An 18,509-nucleotide genomic window follows, 5' to 3' on the forward strand; every position below is an offset into this window, starting at 1 on the left:
GGAAGAGGGGCCGCTATTCAATTAGTTTTCTTCCAGTTTAACAGTAACTTTATCCAGCTTCCAGATCTCGTCTACGTATTCTTTAATTGTACGGTCGGAAGTAAACTTTCCGGAACATGCCACATTGATCATGGCTTTTTTAGCCCATCCGGAAGTATCCCGGTAAGCCGCTTCCACACGCTCCTGCGCTTCCGCATAGGAACGGAAATCCTTCAGGATAAAGTACGGGTCCGGTCTGTTGTATCCGCCGTCGATCAGAAGAGAATTGTACAGTTCCCGGAACAGCTCCGGATTCTGCGGGGAGAATTCTCCATTGATCAGCTGCATCAGCACGTGGCGGATATCCTGATCCGTATTGAACAGCTGGGAAGGATCATAGCCTCCCTGCTTCTCCAATGCGATCACTTCGTCAGAGCTCATGCCGAAGATAAAGGCGTTCTCTTCTCCTACCTCTTCAACAATCTCAACATTCGCTCCGTCCATGGTACCCAGGGTCACCGCTCCATTCAGCATGAACTTCATGTTTCCGGTACCGGATGCTTCCTTGGACGCGGTGGAAATCTGCTCGGATACATCCGCAGCGGCAAAGATCCACTCTGCGTTGGATACCCGATAGTCCTCGATGAAGACTACTTTCAGCCTGCCTTTGATAGCCGGATCGTTGTTGACCACATCCGCCACAGAATTGATCAGCTTGATCGTCAGCTTCGCGCGCTGATAACCGGCCGCCGCCTTCGCGCCGAAGATAAAAGTCCTCGGATAGAAATCCATCTCCGGGTGCTCTTTCAGTTTATTGTACAGGTACATTACATGAAGAATGTTCATGAGCTGACGTTTGTATTCATGCAGACGCTTTACCTGTACGTCGAAGATAGATCTGGGATCCACATCTACGCCGTTGTGTTCTTTGATATATTTCGCAAGGCGCAGTTTGTTCTGATATTTGATATTCATGAACTCATGCTGCGCTTTCTCGTCGTCCACGTAGAGTTTCAGTTTCGAGATCTTTGGAAGGTCGGTGATCCATTCGTCTCCCACATGATCCGTCACCCATTTCGCCAGCAGCGGGTTTCCATGAAGCAGGAAACGTCTCTGCGTAATACCGTTGGTTTTGTTGTTGAATTTCTCCGGCATCATCTCGTAGAAGTCTTTCAGTTCCTGATGTTTCAGGATCTCTGTATGAAGCTGCGCCACGCCGTTTACGGAATAGCCCGCCGCAATAGCCAGATGCGCCATCTTCACCTGTCCGTCCATGATGATGGCCATCTTCTTTACTTTTTCGTAGTTGTTCGGATATTTTTCCTGGATCTTGGCAACAAACCTGCGGTTGATCTCTTCCACGATCTGATATACGCGCGGAAGCAGTCTGGAGAAAAGCTCGATCGGCCATTTTTCCAGCGCCTCAGCCATGATGGTATGGTTGGTATATGCGCAGGTCTTCGTGGTCACTTCCCATGCCTCATCCCATTCCAGGCCTTCCTCATCGATCAGGATACGCATCAGTTCAGCCACTGCCACTGTCGGATGGGTATCGTTCAGCTGGAAAGTAGCTTTTTCGTAGAATTTACGAATATCGCTGTGTGCTTTCTTATATCTTTCAATGGCCGCCTGCACGCTGGCAGACACAAAGAAATACTGCTGTTTCAGACGCAGTTCTTTTCCCGCCATATGGTTGTCGTTGGGATAAAGAACCTCCACCAGATTGCGTGCCAGATTCTCCTGCTCCACCGCCTTCTCATACTCGCCTTTGTCGAAACGGTCCAGCTGGAAAGAGTTTACCGCTTCCGCATCCCAGATACGCAGCGTATCGATCACATTGTTGCCGTATCCTACGATCGGCAGATCCACCGGGATCGCCAGCACTGTCTGATATCCCTCCTGGATAAAGTGGTTCTTTCCATTCCGGTTCTCTACCCGCACATATCCGCCGAATTTGACTGTTTTCGCGTATTCCGGACGGCGCAGCTCAAACGGATTGCCGTTTTTCAGCCACATATCCGGCACTTCTACCTGATATCCGTCTACGATCTGCTGTTTGAACATACCATAGCGGTAACGGATACCGCATCCATATGCCGCATATCCCAGCGTAGCCAGGGAATCCAGGAAGCATGCAGCCAGACGGCCGAGACCGCCGTTGCCCAGAGCCGCATCCGGCTCCTGGTCCTCGATCACATCCAGATCCAGGCCGATCTCTGCCAGAGCCTCTTTTACTTCATCATAAAATGTCAGGTTAATCAGGTTATTGCCCAGCGCGCGTCCCATCAGGAACTCCATGGACATGTAGTATACAATCTTCGGGTCGGATTTTTTTAACTCTTTCTGGGTGGCGATCCATGCGTCCATGATCGCGTCTTTGACGGCATAGCCTACAGCCTGGAAAATCTGCTGTTCGCTTGCCTCTTCGATTTCCCTACGGAACAGGGTGCGTACATTATACTTTACGCTTCTGATAAAGAACTCCTTGTTGAAGGTCCTTTTTTTGGCCATAATGTGCCTCCTTTACTGTTTTTCAACGCCGAGAGTTACGGTCTCCCCATTGATATTCCACTCTTTTGTATATCCCTTTACAGATCCTCTGCAGATTGCCGCCGCCTGCACCTCGGTTCGGATCTCATCACAGAAGTTATCCATCAGTTCGGCAATCCTGTCGTTGCCTTCGCTGTACACCGTGATCTTATCCATCACCTCAAAACCGGCTTCCTTGCGCATAGTCTGGATCTTGCTGATAATTTCGCGGACAAAACCTTCCCTGATCAGGTCCTCGGTCAGATTCGTATCCAGAACTACGGTCACCTGATTGTCCGCTTCCGTCACAAATCCCTCCATCTGGGCAGTATCAATAAGCAGATCCTCTTTTGATAATACCACGCCCGTTCCATCGATGTCAAATGACAGGCTTCCTGTCTCATTCAGCTCATCCATGGCTCTGCGTCCGTCCATTTCGGTCAGATGGCTGCGGATGCCGTTCAGCAGTTTCCCGTATTTCGGTCCCACGGTTTTAAGCTGAGGTTTGAAAGTATAGCTGGTAAATCCGCTCAGATCGTCGCGGAACTCTATTTTCTTCACATTCAGCTCGTCGGCGATGATGCCGCGGTATTCTCCGTCCAGTTCATTCTCGGCGCGCACGTACATGGTGCCGATGGGCTGGCGGTTTTTGATATTGGCCGTATTGCGGGCCGCGCGTCCCAGCACGACGATATCCAGGATCTCTTCCATAGCCTTTTCCAGGTCCTTGTCAACCATCTTCTCATTTACAACCGGGAAATCGCACAGATGGACGCTCTCCGGCGCATCCTTGTCGATGCTGCATACCAGGTTCCGGTAGATCTCCTCTGTCATGAACGGGATCATGGGAGCCGCCGCTTTGGAGATCGTCACCAGAGCAGTATAAAGCGTCATATAAGCGTTGATCTTATCCTGCTCCATGCCCTTTGCCCAGAAACGGTCACGGCTTCTTCTCACATACCAGTTGCTCATCTCATCCACAAATTCCTGCAGGGCCCTGGCAGCTTCCGGGATCCGGTAATTTTCCAGATCGCTGTCCACCTCGCCCACGACACTGTTGAGCTTGGAGAGCAGCCAGCGGTCCATGACATTCAGAGATGCATAATCCAATGTATATTTTGTAGCGTCAAAATTGTCAATGTTCGCGTAGAGCACGAAAAACGCGTACGTGTTCCACAGAGTTCCCAGGAACTTGCGCTGGCCTTCCTGTACGGCTTTTCCGTGGAACCGGTTAGGCAGCCACGGCGCGCTGTTAATATAGAAATACCAGCGGATCGCGTCTGCTCCGTAAGTCTCCAGCGCCTCAAACGGGTCTACGGCATTGCCCTTGGACTTGCTCATCTTCTGTCCGTTCTCATCCTGCACATGTCCGAGCACGATCACGTTTTCGTAAGCGGCACGGTTAAAGAGCAGCGTGGATTCTGCGAGCAGCGAATAGAACCACCCTCGGGTCTGATCCACTGCTTCGGAGATGAACTGAGCAGGGAACTGCTGCTCAAACATTTCCTTATTCTCGAACGGATAATGATGCTGCGCGAAAGGCATCGCTCCCGAATCGAACCAGCAGTCGATTACTTCCGGCACACGGTGCATCTTTTTGCCGCATTCCGGACAGGTGATCGTGATCTCGTCAATGTACGGACGGTGAAGCTCCACGGTCTTCGCCCTCTCGTCCCCGCTCATCTCGCAGAGCTCCTGACGGCTTCCGATCGAATGCATATGGCCGCAGTCCGGGCACTCCCAGATATTCAGCGGCGTACCCCAGTAACGGTTTCTGGAAATACCCCAATCCTGTACATTCTCCAGCCAGTCGCCGAAACGGCCTTTGCCGATGCTCTCCGGGATCCAGTTGATGGTATTGTTGTTGCGGATCAGATCCTCTTTCACCGCTGTCATCTTGATAAACCAGGACTCTCTCGCGTAGTAGATCAGCGGAGTATCGCATCTCCAGCAGTGAGGATATTCGTGCTCAAACTTGGGAGCGTCGAACAGCTTTCCTTCTTTGTCCAGATCCTGAAGGATCATGGGATCCGCTTTTTTCACAAATACGCCCGCATACGGCGTCTTGTCAGTCATATTTCCGGCGCCGTCCACGAACTGTACAAACGGAAGGCCGTACTTCTGTCCTACACGGTTGTCGTCTTCACCGAAAGCCGGAGCCGTATGAACGATACCGGTACCGTCGCTCATGGTTACATATCCGTCGCAGACTACATAGTGGCCTTTTTTCTTCTGTCTGACCACCTCTTCACCGGTACACGCAAACAGCGGCTCATATTCTTTATATTCCAGATCCTTTCCTTTATATGTCTCCAGAATCTCATAAGCCGGCGTATCCTCCGTGCCCAGTTTTCCAAGCACCGTGTCCAGAAGATCCTCTGCCATATAATAAGTATAGCCATCCGCGGCCTTTACCTTACAATACGTCTCATCCGGATTCACACACAGCGCCACATTGGACGGCAGCGTCCAGGGCGTTGTGGTCCACGCCAGGAAATATGCGTCTTCTCCCTTCACTTTGAAGCGCACGATAGCGGAGCGCTCCTTTACAGTCTTATAGCCCTGGGAAACCTCCTGGGCAGACAGCGGTGTGCCGCAGCGGGGGCAGTAAGGAACGATTTTAAACCCTTTATAAAGGAGCCCTCTGTCCCAGATCGTCTTTAAAGCCCACCACTCAGACTCAATATAATCATCTTCATACGTGACATACGGGTCATCCATATCCGCCCAGAATCCTACTGTAGCGGAGAAATCTTCCCACATGCCTTTGTACTTCCATACGCTCTTTTTACACTCTTTGATAAACGGCTCCATTCCGTATTCTTCGATCTGTTCTTTGCCGTTCAGTCCCAGTTTGCGCTCCACTTCCAGCTCCACCGGAAGCCCGTGGGTATCCCATCCTGCCTTTCTGGGTACCATGTAGCCTTTCATCGTACGATATCTGGGGATCATGTCTTTGATCACACGGGTCAGGACATGACCGATATGCGGCTTCCCATTTGCCGTAGGCGGCCCGTCATAGAAAGTATATACCGGCCCTTCCTTGCGGTTTTCCATGCTCTTACGGAAAGTGTCATGTTCTTTCCAGAATTGTCCCACTTCTTTCTCGCGGCTTACGAAGTTCATGTCCGAATTCACTTTACTGTAAACCATCTGAAAACCTCCTTATTTTTCTTTTTCTCGATTTTTTAAAAGGAAATCTTTCTTCCTTTATAAATAAGAATTCTGCCCCGCAGCAGCGTATTCCCCGCGGAGCCTTTTACAATCCGGGACTTTCCCGGAATATAAAAAGCTCCGTCCTGTCTTAAGGACGGAGCCTGCTGCCCGTTTGTAAACCACCTGTAACGACATACTGCCATATGCGTCCCCTCTAACGGCGGGACACCGTCGGTACCTACTTGCTTTCTGCCCGCTTTCTTCTGTCTGTACATACTTTCAGCCCGCAGCTCGGAAGTGATCTTCAGAAATCTGTACTCTTACCGGACTCGCACCCTCTCCGGCTCGCTGGGTATTTCCATCATTCCTACTGTCTTCGTCAAAGCCTTTCACACAAATGCCATTATAACGGTGATTTTATCGGTTTGTCAAGGATTTATAAACTTTTCCGTTCCTCTCTTGCATGGTTTCCATAAATATTCTATAATTAGGAAAACCCGCATATAGAAACCAGATGAAAAAGAGGTTATTCATGAAACGTTTATATAGATATACAGCATCCGTACTGGCTGCGGCTTTTTGCCTGTCCGCAGTTCTGTCTTTTCCGTCCTTCGCGGCAGTGGAAGAGCGGAACCTTACCCCCGAAGACCGTTATTATATGGACATTCAGTCCAATTCCTGGGAAAACTGGCCAGCCGGTCCCCAGGTCTACGCAGAATCCGCGATCGTGATGGAAGCCTCCACCGGCACTATCCTCTACGCAAAAAATATAGACGACCAGCATTATCCCGCCAGTATCACCAAAATCATGACAGTGCTTCTGGCGTTGGAGAACTGCGACCTGGATGAAGAGGTCGTATTTTCGCATAATGCAGTCTATTCCATCGATTATGCCAGCAGCCATATCGCCAGAGACGAAGGCGAGATTCTGACCGTGGAAGAGTGTCTGTATGCTATTCTGCTGGAATCCGCCAATGAATGCAGCAACGCCATCGCAGAACACATCGCCGGCACCACGGAAGCTTTCGCGGAGATGATGAACGAAAGGGCAGCCGAACTGGGCTGTACCAACACTCATTTTGCGAATCCTCACGGTCTTCCGGATGAGAATCATTATACTTCTGCTCACGACATGGCTTTGATCCTGCAGGAGGTCGTCAAACATGAGACGTTCCGCCGCATCAGCGGTTCCGCAAACTACACACTGCGGGCGACCAACCTGAAAGACGAAGAACTTCTGATGAACAATCATCATTACATGATCTCCGCCTACAAGACTTCCCGTTTTCTGGACGATACCGTATTCGCCGGCAAAACAGGCTATACCACAGTGGCTCTGAACACGCTGGTAACCTGTGCCACCCGGAACGGCATGGACCTTCTCTGCGTAACCATGAAAACACAGGGAAGCGGCGAACAGGGAGTCCCCCTGTACACCGACACGGCTAATCTTCTGGATTATGCGGGCCAAAATTTCCAGAAAATTAACATTTCACAGAATGAAACAAACTTTACCATCAATCAAAATGAACTATTCAGCACCGGAAGCTCATTCTTTGAGAATACCACTCCTATGATCGAGCTGGATGACAGCGGATATGTAGTGCTCCCGGCGGGCGTGGATTTTTCCGCGGCTTCTCCGCAGCTCGAATTTGTAGACGGAGACGATGAAGTCATCGCGACCCTGACCTATTCATTCGCAGGACAGGAGGTCGGTTCCACGGATCTTCTGATGACAGGCACCGACATTCAGGAATTCAATTTTCAAAAAATTGACGATGGGGAAGACGGAGAAGAACAGAGCGCCGCTGCCGGTGAAAATGATGCTCAGGTCCGGCTGGTCAAGATCAACCTGCGCATCGTAGGCGTTGTCGCGGCCGTAATCATCCTGCTCATCGTGCTCATTCTGGTTCTCCGGAAGTTTTCCGGAAACTTCTCCGTAGAATGGAATTTTATCCGCAAATGGAGAAGAAACCGTTCTGACCGAAACGCGTTCGGCAACCAGAACCGCATCCGTTACCGGAGCCGGAAACGCCGCAGAAAATTCAACTGGAAATTCTGGGAGAAATAAGCCGGAACCGGTTCCGCTGATATTCCAGAATACCTTCTTCTTTCATATGACTCAGTTCCCGGGACATGGCGCTTCTGTCCACAGACAGATAATCCGCCAGCTGCTGCCTGTTAAAAGGGATACGGAATTCCGCGCTTCCGCTTTTTTCCGCTTCCATAGACAGATACGACAGCAGCTTGTCCCGGGTATTTTTTTGCGCCATATGCTCTATTTTGTGCGTGAGCATCAGATTTTTCTCCGCCAGTATGGTGAGCAGACCGCCGCATGTACCGGATGCACCGGAGACAAAGGAGTCTGCGGAAAAACTTCCGATATCGCCGCTCTGCAGGACCGTCTTACCGGAGCCTTGATCGGGCTTGCCGGAGCCGCCGGCAATACAGCGCCCACAGAGGAAATGACCCGTCTGATGGTCGAAGCCTTGTTCGCTACCGTTACCAACGTGAATTTCAGCGGTGAATCCCTGAAAGAACTGATCCGCCTGGTGGAAGCAGAAAAAGCGCGTTTGTCCTCAAACTGTCTTTCCTGCGCCTCTCCCTGCGGAAATCAGGCAGACTATGATATGAATCTGCTGTGGAACGCGCCGGAAGACATCCGTTCCCTGAAGTCCCTGATCCTGTTCGGTATACGCGGCATGGCGGCCTACGCTTATCACGCCATGATCCTGGGATACCGGGACGAAGCTGCGGAAGAGTTTTTCTATAAAGCGCTGCTGATGATCGGCGGAAATTATGAGATGGAAGACCTGCTTCCGGTGGTCATGGAAGTGGGAAAAGTAAACCTGGCCTATATGGAACTTTTGGACAGAGCCAATACAGAAACCTATGGAAATCCTCAGCCTGTCACCGTTCCGCTGACCGTAGAGCCGGGACCCTTTATTATCATCAGCGGACATGATCTGCGCGACCTCCAGCTGCTTCTGGAACAGACAGAAGGGACCGGCATCAACATCTATACGCATGGAGAGATGCTTCCGGCCCACGCTTATCCGGAACTGAAAAAATACGCGCATCTGAAAGGCAATTTCGGCACCGCATGGCAGAACCAGCAAAAAGAATTGGCCGATGTCCCTGCTCCGATCCTTTTCACCACCAACTGTCTGATGCCGGTAAAAGAAAGCTACGCGGACCGGGTATTCACCACTTCCGTCGTGGAATATCCGGAGATAACCCATATCGACGGGAAAAAGGACTTTTCCCCGGTGATCCGAAAAGCGCTGGAACTTGGCGGATATAAAACGCGGCAGGAATTTACCGGAATCAACGGCGGTCATGAAGTAACCACCGGATTTGCCCGCAATGCTGTGCTGTCGGCAGCCGGAACCATCGTTGACGCTGTAAAATCCGGCGCCATCCGTCATTTCTTCCTGGTTGGAGGATGCGACGGAGCCCGTTCCGGCAGAAATTATTATACAGAGTTTGTAAAACAGACGCCTCCGGATACCATTGTGCTGACTCTTGCCTGCGGCAAATACCGGTTCAATGATCTGGATCTGGGCTCCATTGGAGACTTCCCCCGCATCATGGACATGGGACAGTGCAACGACGCTTACAGCGCCATCAAAGTGGCAGCCGCCCTGGCAGAGGCCTTTGACTGCGGCCTGAACGAACTGCCTCTGACTCTGGTTTTGTCCTGGTACGAGCAGAAAGCCGTCTGTATCCTTCTCTCCCTTCTGTATCTGGGTTTGAAGAATATCTATCTGGGCCCCACGCTGCCGGCATTTATTTCCCCAAATGTGCTGCAGTACCTGGTGGACAATTACCAGATCACGCCTGTCAGCACACCGGAAGAAGATTTGAAGAAAATTCTGCACAATTAATATTTACTCTACATTTTTTAACGACGCGATCATATCGATCTTCCTCAGCCGGAGATACATGACCGCATTCATGATCAGGGAGAACAGCATAGACCAGAGCGCGCAGATCACAAAGCTCATGGGCTGTATCTCCCTGGCAAACATCATAAGATCCACTTCCACCGTCAGTATCACGAACCGGTGAAGCGGTATGCCCATAAATACGCCCGCCGCAATGCCGATAAATGTCAATATGATATTTTCCCGGTAGACATATGCCGCCACTTCTCCATCATAAAATCCCAGCACCTTCAATGTCGCCAGCTCCCGTTCCCGTTCGGTGATGTTGATGCTGTTCAGATTATAAAGCACTACAAACGCCAGGAGTCCCGCGGAGATAATCAATACATACATGACTTCATTCAGGATATCCAGCATATCGTTCAGACTTTCTGCCATGCTTTCCATAAATACCACACTGTAGCAGGCATCCTGCGCCGTCATATCATTTTCAAATGCGTATCTTTGATTCTCATCCATAGAGCAGCCGGCCCAGATCCGATTGTATTCCGGAGTATTTCCTGTAAGCTGCCCATAAACATCCGGCGACAGATAGATATAGTGCATCATATAATTTTCTATGATTTCAGCCACCTGCACCTCTGCTGTTCCTCCGTCGTCAAATTCGATCCGGATCAGATCCCCGGCCGATACATTCAGCGAATCCGCAGTCTTTTCACTCAGCGCCGCCCCTTCCGACGGGAAATCATAATTTGCCTGTGTGACTCTGTCCCGGAAAGTCACAAATTCATCCATACGCGAAGGATTCTCCGGCACATCCAGCTCCGCGTCATGTTCCTCTTCCCCATAAATCAGCGTCACATTCTCTGCGTAGACTCTCAGGGAACGATCCACGCCTTCATACCCGGTACAGTATTCCGTAAAAGTATCCTGAACCTCCTGATCCTGCTCCGTATCTATCGTTATCTGAGCGTCATACAGGAACAATTCTCCATACTGCCGTTCGGCCACCACAGAGATAGAATCCTGCAGTCCATATCCCACCAGCATCAGCGCCATACAACCGCCGATTCCGATAACCGTCATCAGGAACCGCTTTTTATAACGAAACAGGTTGCGAATCGTAGATTTCCATGTAAAATTCAGATGTTTCCATATAAACGGAATCCGTTCCATCAGCACCCGTTTCCCGCTCTCCGGCGTTTTCGGGCGCATCAGCTGAGCCGGCTTCGAGCGCAGTTCCCGGTAAGCCGCCGCCATAGTCGCGATTCCGGTGCTGCAGACACTGGCCGCCACAGCCAGGATTGCCTGATCCATATTGAGAGGCATCAGGTAGATCGAAAGCCCCCGGTATAAGGCTGTACCGTAGGCATTCATGATCACCCAGGGGATCAGTACAGAGCCGACCAGCACGCCCAGGATACTTCCCCCTATGGCCGCCGCCATGGCATAGCTCAGATATTTCCAGGTAATAACGCCGTCTCCGTATCCCAATGCCTTCAGCGTACCGATGGCCGTTCTCTGTTCTTCCACCATACGCGTCATGGCAGTCAGGCTGACCAGCGCCGCGACCAGGAAAAACATGACCGGAAAGACATTGCCAAGACTGCCCATCCTGTCCGCATCCATCTCATAGCTCACATAGGATGCAATCGTATCTCTTCCAAGCACATACCAGGAGGGAACTTCCAGGTCTTCCAATTCCCGCTCTCCGTCTGCGATCTCTTCTCTGGCGTCCGCGATCTCCTGTCTGGCATCCGCTGCTTTTTCATCATATTCCCGCTGGCCGTCTTCCAGCTCTTTCTTCGCGTCCTCCAGCTCCGCGCGGGCGTCGGCCAGCGCCTGTTCTCCGTCTGCGGTCTGCTGCCTGGCATCTTCCAGTTCCTGCAGTCCGTCTTCATATTCGGCTTCCGCTTCATCCAGTCTCGCGCTCTGGCTGTCCAGTTCCGCGATCCCGGCTTCCAGTTCCTCTTCTCCGGCATCCACTTCTTCCTGCGCATCGTCCAGCTCTGCGTATCCCTGCTGAATCTGCTGTTTTGCCTGGTCTAAAGCGATCCGGGTCTGCTGCAGTGTCCCGCCCTGCGCCTCCAGCTCTGCCTCCGCTGCCAAAAGCTGCGGCCCCATGTCCACCGCTGTCTGCATCTGAACTATGGCTGCCTCCAGTTCCGCGATCTGTGCTTCCAATACAGCGATTTCCTCCGGAAGCTGTGTATCTTCTCCTGTATTTTCTTCCGTCTCTTCGCCTTCCGCGGGCGTATGGGAGGCATCTCCTTCCGATGTTTCAGCCTCCGGATCCGGATTTGATGGCGGTTCCGGCTCCTGCAGCGCGGCAAGCTGTGCTTTCAATGCGGCAAGCTGCTCTTTCATTCCCGGAAGCGCGGCTTCTGCCTGCGCGATCTGCTCCTTCTGGACAGCGATCTGTTCCGCCGCCGTCTGATACTGAGCATATCCTGCTTCGTACTGCGCTTCTGCCTGGGAAAGCTGTTCCTCCTGCTGCTTCAGTGTCTCCAGCCCCTGATCGACCTGTTCCTGCCCTTTCTCCAGCTTTGCGCCATTTTTCGCCACTTCCATCCAGGCATCTGCAATCTGCTGACGTCCGTCCTGGATCTGCTGCCAGGCATCCTGGAGTTCCAGCTCTCCGTCTGCCAGGCTCTGACGCGCATCCTGAAGTTCCTGCTCATTTTCTGCGATCATCTGCTCTCCGTCCGCAATTTTCTGCCGGCCATCCTCCAGCTCCTGTTCCGCGTCGGCCAGTTCCTGCTCCGCATCGGCGATCTGCTGCTCGGCGTCATCCAGCTTGCTGCGCCCTTCGGCGTAGACCTCGTCGTACCGGCGCTGGCATTCCGCGTCGGCAATCGCTTCAATTCTATCCTGTACCAGTTCTGACTGGTTTTCATATTCCGTACTGTAACTCAGTTCTCCTTCCGTGCCGTCAATCAGGATCAGTGCCTCTGTATACACATCCAGAGAAAACACATCCCGGCTGAGCAGGACAAAACCATCGATCGTCCCGTCTCCGATCCCTGCGTTTCCCCGTTCCAGATCCATATAATGGGGTAAAACTGCGGTACCTACAATCGTGAAGGTGTCGCGGGTCAGCGTGTCGGAAATAGACGTATCTGTCCCGCTCCGGAATTGGATCACATCTCCGATCTTATATCCGCTCTCTTCCAGAAAGAGCGTATCCACCAGACATTCATCATCTTTTTCCGGCATCTTCCCCTGACGGATCTCCGGCCGGTTGATATTTTCTGTAATCGAAATCAACGACACGACATATTCTTCATTGTTCTGTTCACAGATTGCTTCCGCAGTATAATTGCCTTCTGCCAGATTCACACCGTCTACCTGCCGCAAAGCTTCCAGATCGTCGTCTGTCAGCCCTAAATCTGACAATACGCGCATATCCATCAGGCTGGCGCTGTTATAATAAAGATCCGCCGAGTATTTCATATCATATTTTGCAGAACGAATGCCCGTAAAAAAGGCCGCGCCAAGGGCGATGATGAAAAAAATGGAAATAAATCTTCCCGGATTCCTGCGTATCTCGCGCAGGGAGTCCTTCCTCAAAGCTCTTTTCACGGTCTTCCTCCTAAGTCTACCATTCTATCTGCTCTATGGGCTGCGGATGTTCGTTCTTCTCCATACTTTTTACTTTTCCGCTGTGAATGTGTATCACCCTGTCCGCCATAGGGGTAATCGCCGTATTATGGGTGATTACAATCACAGTCATGTTTCTGGTCCGGCAAGTATCGTGAAGCAGTTTCAGAATAGCTTTTCCTGTCACATAGTCCAACGCTCCCGTAGGTTCATCACAGAGCAAAAGACGCGGGTTCTTCGCCAGTGCTCTGGCGATAGCCACCCTCTGCTGCTCTCCGCCGGAAAGCTGAGCAGGGAAATTTTTCATCCGGCTTTCCAGCCCCACTTCCTTCAGCACTTCTTTTGCGTCCAAAGGGTTTCTGCATATCTGAAGAGCCAGTTCCACATTTTCCAGGGCCGTCAGATTCTGCATAAGATTATAGAACTGAAAGACGAAACCAATATCTTCTCTGCGGTACCGGATCAGATCCCGTCCCCGGAAAGCGCTGACGTCCTGACCGTCCACCATAACAGTTCCGCCTGAAGCTGTATCCATACCGCCCAGTATATTCAGAACCGTCGTCTTCCCCGCGCCGCTGGGACCCACAATTACGGCAAATTCACCCTTCTCAATCTGAAAACTGATCCCGTCGCAGGCTTTGATCTCCACTTCGCCCATCTGATAGACCTTTGTCACATCTTTCAGTTCCACATAACTCATGCTTCGTCCTCCGTGTCAGCCTCTGAATCTTAAGCCTCGCTCCAAGCCCGCAGCGCGTCTTCGGATTTATCCACATCCCCTCCGTGAATCGACAGCCCTTTTTCCACTTTTGCTCCCGGACAGAGTCTGCGGATATCCTGTTCGCTGCGCCCCATACCGCTGCCCTCGTTGGTGCAGAATGGTTTCACGGTCTTTCCGGTAAAATCGTAGCGCTCCAGAAACGTAAATACCGGCATGGGCATGGTTCCGCAGTAGCTGGGATATCCCAGATAAATGGTATCATAATCATCCAGACTCTCCGGATAGGCCTTCAGCTCCGGGCGCGCGTCATTTTGCATCTCATCCCTTGCCTGTGCCACGCATTCTTTATAATCGTCAGAATATGGATGAAGCGGTTCGATTTTGAAAAGATCCGCCCCTGTGATGTCCCGCAGTTTTTTCGCCGCAATCTCCGTATTTCCCACCGGAACACTTCGAATACTTCCATTAAAATAATTCTCGCCTGCTCTTGAAAAATATGCGATCAGTTTTGCCATTGTTATTGTCTCCTTCTCATTATGTTACCTATATTATAACGCTTCCCAACCAGATAAGAAAGAAAAAAATCCCCTTACGCAGCCACCTGCATGGGGCCGTGTAAAGGGACCTTCTGCCAACACGCAAAATATTGCTGTATCAGAGATAAAATTCTTTTATATAATCCAGCACATCCTGCTTCGTTCCCCGGAAAGGTCCGGGCGTCTCCATCTTCAAAGACACAAGCGCCGTACAGTAAAGAAGCGCGTCCTGTACGCTCTTTCCTTCCTGTCTGGCAGCGATATACCCGGCAAAGGTCGTGTCTCCGCGGCCTGTGCGGCCGGACAGATTCCGGGCTTTGATCGGACAGGTCAGAATCTCACTCCCATCATAAGCGAGAACTTCTGTATTGTGCGTGATTACGATTTCCCTGGCGCCCCAGGCATGCAGCTGTCTGGCCGCCTCCGCGCGGTCTGACAGACCGGTAATGATCTCTGCTTCCGCAGCGTCAGTCTTAAAGTAATCCATCAACGGAAGATACTTTTTCTTATCTTCCCAGTCATGAAATTTCATGGAACCGTCCGATTCCACATGACGGAGCATGCACTGTACATCCAAAGCCACTTTTCCGTGCTGTGCGGCTTCTTCAAACAAAGCGCCGTCAAAATCCCCATATACCAGACCTGCGAAATGGTACACCTTTGTCTCCACCTGAGGAATCTCCGCAAACCGGAAGGGATCGCAGACTCCCAGAGAAGTACACTGACGCTTTTCCTTGTCCGCAGTAAAATACTGGTTGCGGATGGAACAAGTAGCTGATGAAGGACTCCAGTACAAATCTGCCTGGATGCCGGCAAAGCGCTCCTTTATGTCTGCATCCTTTTCATTTGATTTACAGAAAACCGCTGTGCGGACCCCGCTTCCGGCAGCGGCGAATCCCGAAGCGACCACCGCGCCTCCGATTTCTCTGCGCTCATTTCCCTGGTAGTCAATATTATAATCAATGGATACCGGTCCAATGACCATTACGTCATACTTTTTTTCCATATTTTCCTCCGGTTATGCCTGTACCTTTTCCAGGTTTTCCCCGGTCTCGCGGCTGAATATGTGAGCTGTCTTTCCATTAAAAGAGAAGCCAACCTCTCTGCCAATCGGGAAGCCTGCAGTCTCGTCCAGATCCATCAGCTGCACGATCATGATGGTATCGGTGCCGCACGCTCTGATGTGCAGATGGACCGCGCTGCCCATCATCTCGCTCACTTCCACGGTGCCGGAAATCTTTGTTTCCGCCTTATCTGCCAGATGCAGGTGCTCCGGCCTGACGCCCAGCGTAACCGGTCCTTCCTTTATCTGGTTTCTGGCAAGGTTCTCCTGTTTCTCGTCCGAAAGTGTTACATGGACATTTTCCAGTTCCACCGCGTATTTTCCATCGCTGTCCTTTACCAGCTCCGCGTCATAGAAGTTCATCTGGGGCACTCCTATAAACCCTGCCACAAACAGATTGGCCGGATGGTTGAAGACTTCCTGGGGCGTCCCTATCTGCTGGATTTCTCCGTCTTTCATGATGACAATACGGTCTCCCAGAGTCATGGCCTCCGTCTGGTCATGAGTCACGTAAATAAACGTAGTATTAATTTTATTGCGCAGTTTTATAATCTCAGCCCGCATCTGGTTGCGCAGTTTTGCATCCAGATTTGACAGCGGTTCATCCATCAAAAGCACTTTCGGTTCCCGCACAATGGCCCGTCCGATCGCCACCCTCTGTCTCTGTCCGCCGGACAACTGTTTCGGCTTCCGCTTCAGATACTGGGTGATTCCCAGAATTTCCGCCGCTTCACGGACACGTTTATCGATCTCCTCTTTCGGCATTTTTCTCAGTTTCAGAGGAAACGCCATATTATCATAGATGGTCATATGCGGATACAATGCATAGCTCTGAAACACCATGGCGATATCGCGGTCCTTGGCCGGGACATCATTCATCTGCTCGCCCCCGATATACAGTTCGCCTCCGCTGATTTCCTCCAGTCCGGCAACCATTCGGAGCGTCGTCGATTTTCCGCATCCGGAAGGACCTACCAGAACTATGAATTCTTTATCCTTAATATCCAGATCAAAGTCCTGAACCGCCAGGACACCTTCATCCGTCACCTTCAGATTCGTATTTTTCCCCTTTTTCAGATCCAGGTCAGGGTAGACCTTTTTTATATGCTTCAGAACCACTTCTGCCATGGTGATATTCCTCCTATTACGATATATATTCCCCGGTCATGGGATGCTCTCTGCCCACAATAAATCTCAGCGCCCGGTGCGGCGGTATCTCCCCATTCGCTGTCGGAGGACAATCCGAAAAATACGGTCTGATACCCATGTCTTCCAGCATACGCACCACATCCGGATGCGCGCTGTCATACCTCCGGTCGCTGGATGCGCAGCATACCACAGCTTCCGGAGAGATTATTTTCAGGAGCTCTCCGCTGATGCCGTCCTTCTGCCCATGATGCCCGATTTTAAATAAATCTGCCTGCAGTTTCTCCTGCGGTATCCCCGCGTAACCTCTGGCGTTGGTATCCCCCGGCAGCAGGACGCAGCGGTCCTGATACACAATCCGAAGGATCAGGCTGTAATTATTCATACGGCGGTCCAGTTCAGAAAGCTTCTGCAGAAACCTGCCTGTCTCTGATTCCGCAAACAGTTCTGCCATGGCTTCTTCCAGCTCGCTCTGTTCTCTTTCGGACGGCGCCAGCGCTTCCAGATATCCGTCCCCGCCAAGGAACATGGTCTGTCCGCAATCTACTTTCCGGATAAATCCGCCATGCTCCACAGTCTGTACACACAGCTCTCTATAATCGTTCAGTGCTCTCAAAAATTTGTCCTGAGACAGGTTCTGTGCCGCAGCAGGATCCAGGTCTCTCATGTTCTCATAAAAGGAGACCGGCAGCGTCTGCCATAGTTCTCCGGGAGGCAGTATCTGAGCCGCTTTCCGCATCCCGCTGACATGGTCTTCATGGATATGCGTGCATACCATCAGATCCAGATGCCCGATATGTTCTTTCTGCAGATAATCCCACACAGGGATGCGCCCGGAAGAACGGTCTTCGTATTCCTGCCTGTCCGCGCTCCCTCCGTCAATCAATGCCGTAAAGATGCCGTCCCGGCGGGAAGCCTCCGGTATTTCCAACAGGATTGCTTCCCCGTAACCTACATTTACAAATGTCAGCTTCATCTGTTCCATCTTCATTTATTTAATCGCGCGTTTTATATAAAAACTGGACAGGATCAGAACAATCACGGTCATAACAATGGCGCCGGCACTGCCAAGGCCAAAGTCAAATGTCTTGATTCCATAGTTGTACAGATACTGCGTGATCGTGGCTGTGCTGTTTGCAGGACCGCCTCCGGTCAGCAGGTTGACTTTATCGAAGAGTCTGAAACTGTCAATCGTTCGCAGCAGAGCGCAGAGCGCCAGACTGCTCTTAATATTCGGAACCGTCACATAAAACAGGATTTTCAGCCGTCCGGCGCCGTCCATGCGGGCAGCTTCATACTGATCCTGGGGCACCGCCTGGAGCGCGGCATATAAAAGCAGAAAAACAAACGGCGCGCACTGCCATACATCGATCAGCACCAGCATGCCAAATGCCGTATGTATGTCGGAAAACCAGTTGTAAACCGGGAGATGCAGTGCTTCCAGGACCTGATTGACGATCCCGTAATTCGGCGACAGCATCATCCGCCAGATCAGAGCCACGGTAACCGTTGGAAGCAGATAAGGAAGCAGAAGCAGCGTTCTCATGACTTTCTGCCCTTTGTGCAGACTGTTGACGAACAGTGCCAGCCCAAAACCTATCAGCATCTCCAGGATCACTGTCAATACCGTAAATTTTACCGTATTCCATACGGACTGCTGAAAATACGGATCCGTCAGAAGATCCAGATAATTTTTGGCTCCGACTACTTCCGGGGCACTGTTCAGTGCCCCCAGAAGATTATAATCCGTGAAACTGTAGACCAGCGTAAAAATCAGCGGATAGGCCGTCATAACCGCCAGCACGATCACTGTAGGCGTAATCATGGCCGCGCTGAAGCGCCTTGTCTGCAGCTCAGCTCCTTTGACTTTTTTTCTTCCCATCATAATCGTC

General features: G+C 51.3%; 12 protein-coding genes. 2 read left to right on the forward strand and 10 right to left on the reverse strand.

Annotated elements, in window-relative coordinates; translation table 11 throughout:
* Nucleotides 1–21: 21 nt before the first annotated feature.
* The gene (locus tag B5F29_RS10480; protein WP_087154585.1) at nt 22–2,490 is read right to left on the reverse strand and encodes a glycogen/starch/alpha-glucan phosphorylase; all 2,469 of its coding nucleotides are present in this window, start codon (nt 2,488–2,490) and stop codon (nt 22–24) included.
* A gap of 12 nt (nt 2,491–2,502) precedes the next feature.
* Complete coding sequence (ileS, locus tag B5F29_RS10485; RefSeq protein ID WP_087154586.1) at nt 2,503–5,661, reverse strand: isoleucine--tRNA ligase; 3,159 nt, start codon at nt 5,659–5,661, stop codon at nt 2,503–2,505.
* 535 nt (nt 5,662–6,196) lie between these two features.
* On the opposite strand from ileS, the gene B5F29_RS10490 reads away from it, so the two are divergent.
* The gene (locus B5F29_RS10490; protein WP_162608406.1) at nt 6,197–7,735 is read left to right on the forward strand and encodes a D-alanyl-D-alanine carboxypeptidase family protein; all 1,539 of its coding nucleotides are present in this window, start codon (nt 6,197–6,199) and stop codon (nt 7,733–7,735) included.
* On the opposite strand, the gene B5F29_RS10495 is transcribed toward B5F29_RS10490, so the two are convergent.
* A complete protein-coding gene (locus B5F29_RS10495; RefSeq protein WP_087154588.1) occupies nt 7,710–7,961 on the reverse strand; it encodes a Crp/Fnr family transcriptional regulator in 252 nt (83 codons plus the stop codon). The genes B5F29_RS10490 and B5F29_RS10495 overlap by 26 nt on opposite strands.
* Between B5F29_RS10495 and hcp the strand changes: the two genes are divergently transcribed.
* The gene (hcp, locus tag B5F29_RS10500; protein WP_087154589.1) at nt 7,938–9,551 is read left to right on the forward strand and encodes a hydroxylamine reductase; all 1,614 of its coding nucleotides are present in this window, start codon (nt 7,938–7,940) and stop codon (nt 9,549–9,551) included. The genes B5F29_RS10495 and hcp overlap by 24 nt on opposite strands.
* A gap of 3 nt (nt 9,552–9,554) precedes the next feature.
* Here the strand turns inward: hcp and B5F29_RS10505 are convergent, their stop codons facing one another.
* The 7 genes from B5F29_RS10505 to B5F29_RS10535 all read right to left on the reverse strand — a co-directional run bounded on the left by B5F29_RS10505 (nt 9,555) and on the right by B5F29_RS10535 (nt 18,502).
* The gene (locus B5F29_RS10505) at nt 9,555–13,133 is read right to left on the reverse strand and encodes an FtsX-like permease family protein (RefSeq protein WP_087154590.1); all 3,579 of its coding nucleotides are present in this window, start codon (nt 13,131–13,133) and stop codon (nt 9,555–9,557) included.
* 16 nt (nt 13,134–13,149) lie between these two features.
* A complete protein-coding gene (locus B5F29_RS10510; protein ID WP_087154591.1) occupies nt 13,150–13,851 on the reverse strand; it encodes an ABC transporter ATP-binding protein in 702 nt (233 codons plus the stop codon).
* Between the two features lie 29 nt (nt 13,852–13,880).
* Nucleotides 13,881–14,387 carry a flavodoxin gene (locus tag B5F29_RS10515; protein ID WP_087154592.1) on the reverse strand — a complete coding sequence of 169 codons (507 nt, stop codon included), beginning with the start codon at nt 14,385–14,387 and terminating at the stop codon, nt 13,881–13,883.
* A 139-nt stretch (nt 14,388–14,526) separates the two neighbouring features.
* Nucleotides 14,527–15,414: a PfkB family carbohydrate kinase gene (locus B5F29_RS10520; RefSeq protein WP_087154593.1), complete on the reverse strand. Its 888-nt coding sequence runs from the start codon at nt 15,412–15,414 to the stop codon at nt 14,527–14,529.
* A 12-nt stretch (nt 15,415–15,426) separates the two neighbouring features.
* Complete coding sequence (locus B5F29_RS10525) at nt 15,427–16,599, reverse strand: ABC transporter ATP-binding protein (protein ID WP_087154594.1); 1,173 nt, start codon at nt 16,597–16,599, stop codon at nt 15,427–15,429.
* Nucleotides 16,600–16,615: 16 nt separating this feature from the next.
* Complete coding sequence (locus B5F29_RS10530) at nt 16,616–17,593, reverse strand: ComEC/Rec2 family competence protein (protein ID WP_143449144.1); 978 nt, start codon at nt 17,591–17,593, stop codon at nt 16,616–16,618.
* A 15-nt stretch (nt 17,594–17,608) separates the two neighbouring features.
* Nucleotides 17,609–18,502 carry a carbohydrate ABC transporter permease gene (locus B5F29_RS10535; protein ID WP_087154596.1) on the reverse strand — a complete coding sequence of 298 codons (894 nt, stop codon included), beginning with the start codon at nt 18,500–18,502 and terminating at the stop codon, nt 17,609–17,611.
* Nucleotides 18,503–18,509 lie beyond the last annotated feature (7 nt).

Source organism: Lachnoclostridium sp. An196 (genome assembly GCF_002160135.1).
GTDB lineage: Bacteria > Bacillota > Clostridia > Lachnospirales > Lachnospiraceae > Hominiventricola > Hominiventricola avistercoris.

What these genes read in the sequence shown, in the direction of transcription:
- B5F29_RS10520 (WP_087154593.1), bottom strand. Translation starts at nt 15,414, where the DNA reads ATGGAAAAAAAGTATGACGTAATGGTCATTGGACCGGTATCCATTGAT.
- hcp (WP_087154589.1), top strand. Translation starts at nt 7,938, where the DNA reads ATGCTCTATTTTGTGCGTGAGCATCAGATTTTTCTCCGCCAGTATGGT.
- B5F29_RS10490 (WP_162608406.1), top strand. Translation starts at nt 6,197, where the DNA reads ATGAAACGTTTATATAGATATACAGCATCCGTACTGGCTGCGGCTTTT.
- B5F29_RS10530 (WP_143449144.1), bottom strand. Translation starts at nt 17,593, where the DNA reads ATGAAGCTGACATTTGTAAATGTAGGTTACGGGGAAGCAATCCTGTTG.
- ileS (WP_087154586.1), bottom strand. Translation starts at nt 5,661, where the DNA reads ATGGTTTACAGTAAAGTGAATTCGGACATGAACTTCGTAAGCCGCGAG.
- B5F29_RS10480 (WP_087154585.1), bottom strand. Translation starts at nt 2,490, where the DNA reads ATGGCCAAAAAAAGGACCTTCAACAAGGAGTTCTTTATCAGAAGCGTA.
- B5F29_RS10495 (WP_087154588.1), bottom strand. Translation starts at nt 7,961, where the DNA reads ATGCTCACGCACAAAATAGAGCATATGGCGCAAAAAAATACCCGGGAC.
- B5F29_RS10525 (WP_087154594.1), bottom strand. Translation starts at nt 16,599, where the DNA reads ATGGCAGAAGTGGTTCTGAAGCATATAAAAAAGGTCTACCCTGACCTG.
- B5F29_RS10515 (WP_087154592.1), bottom strand. Translation starts at nt 14,387, where the DNA reads ATGGCAAAACTGATCGCATATTTTTCAAGAGCAGGCGAGAATTATTTT.
- B5F29_RS10510 (WP_087154591.1), bottom strand. Translation starts at nt 13,851, where the DNA reads ATGAGTTATGTGGAACTGAAAGATGTGACAAAGGTCTATCAGATGGGC.
- B5F29_RS10535 (WP_087154596.1), bottom strand. Translation starts at nt 18,502, where the DNA reads ATGATGGGAAGAAAAAAAGTCAAAGGAGCTGAGCTGCAGACAAGGCGC.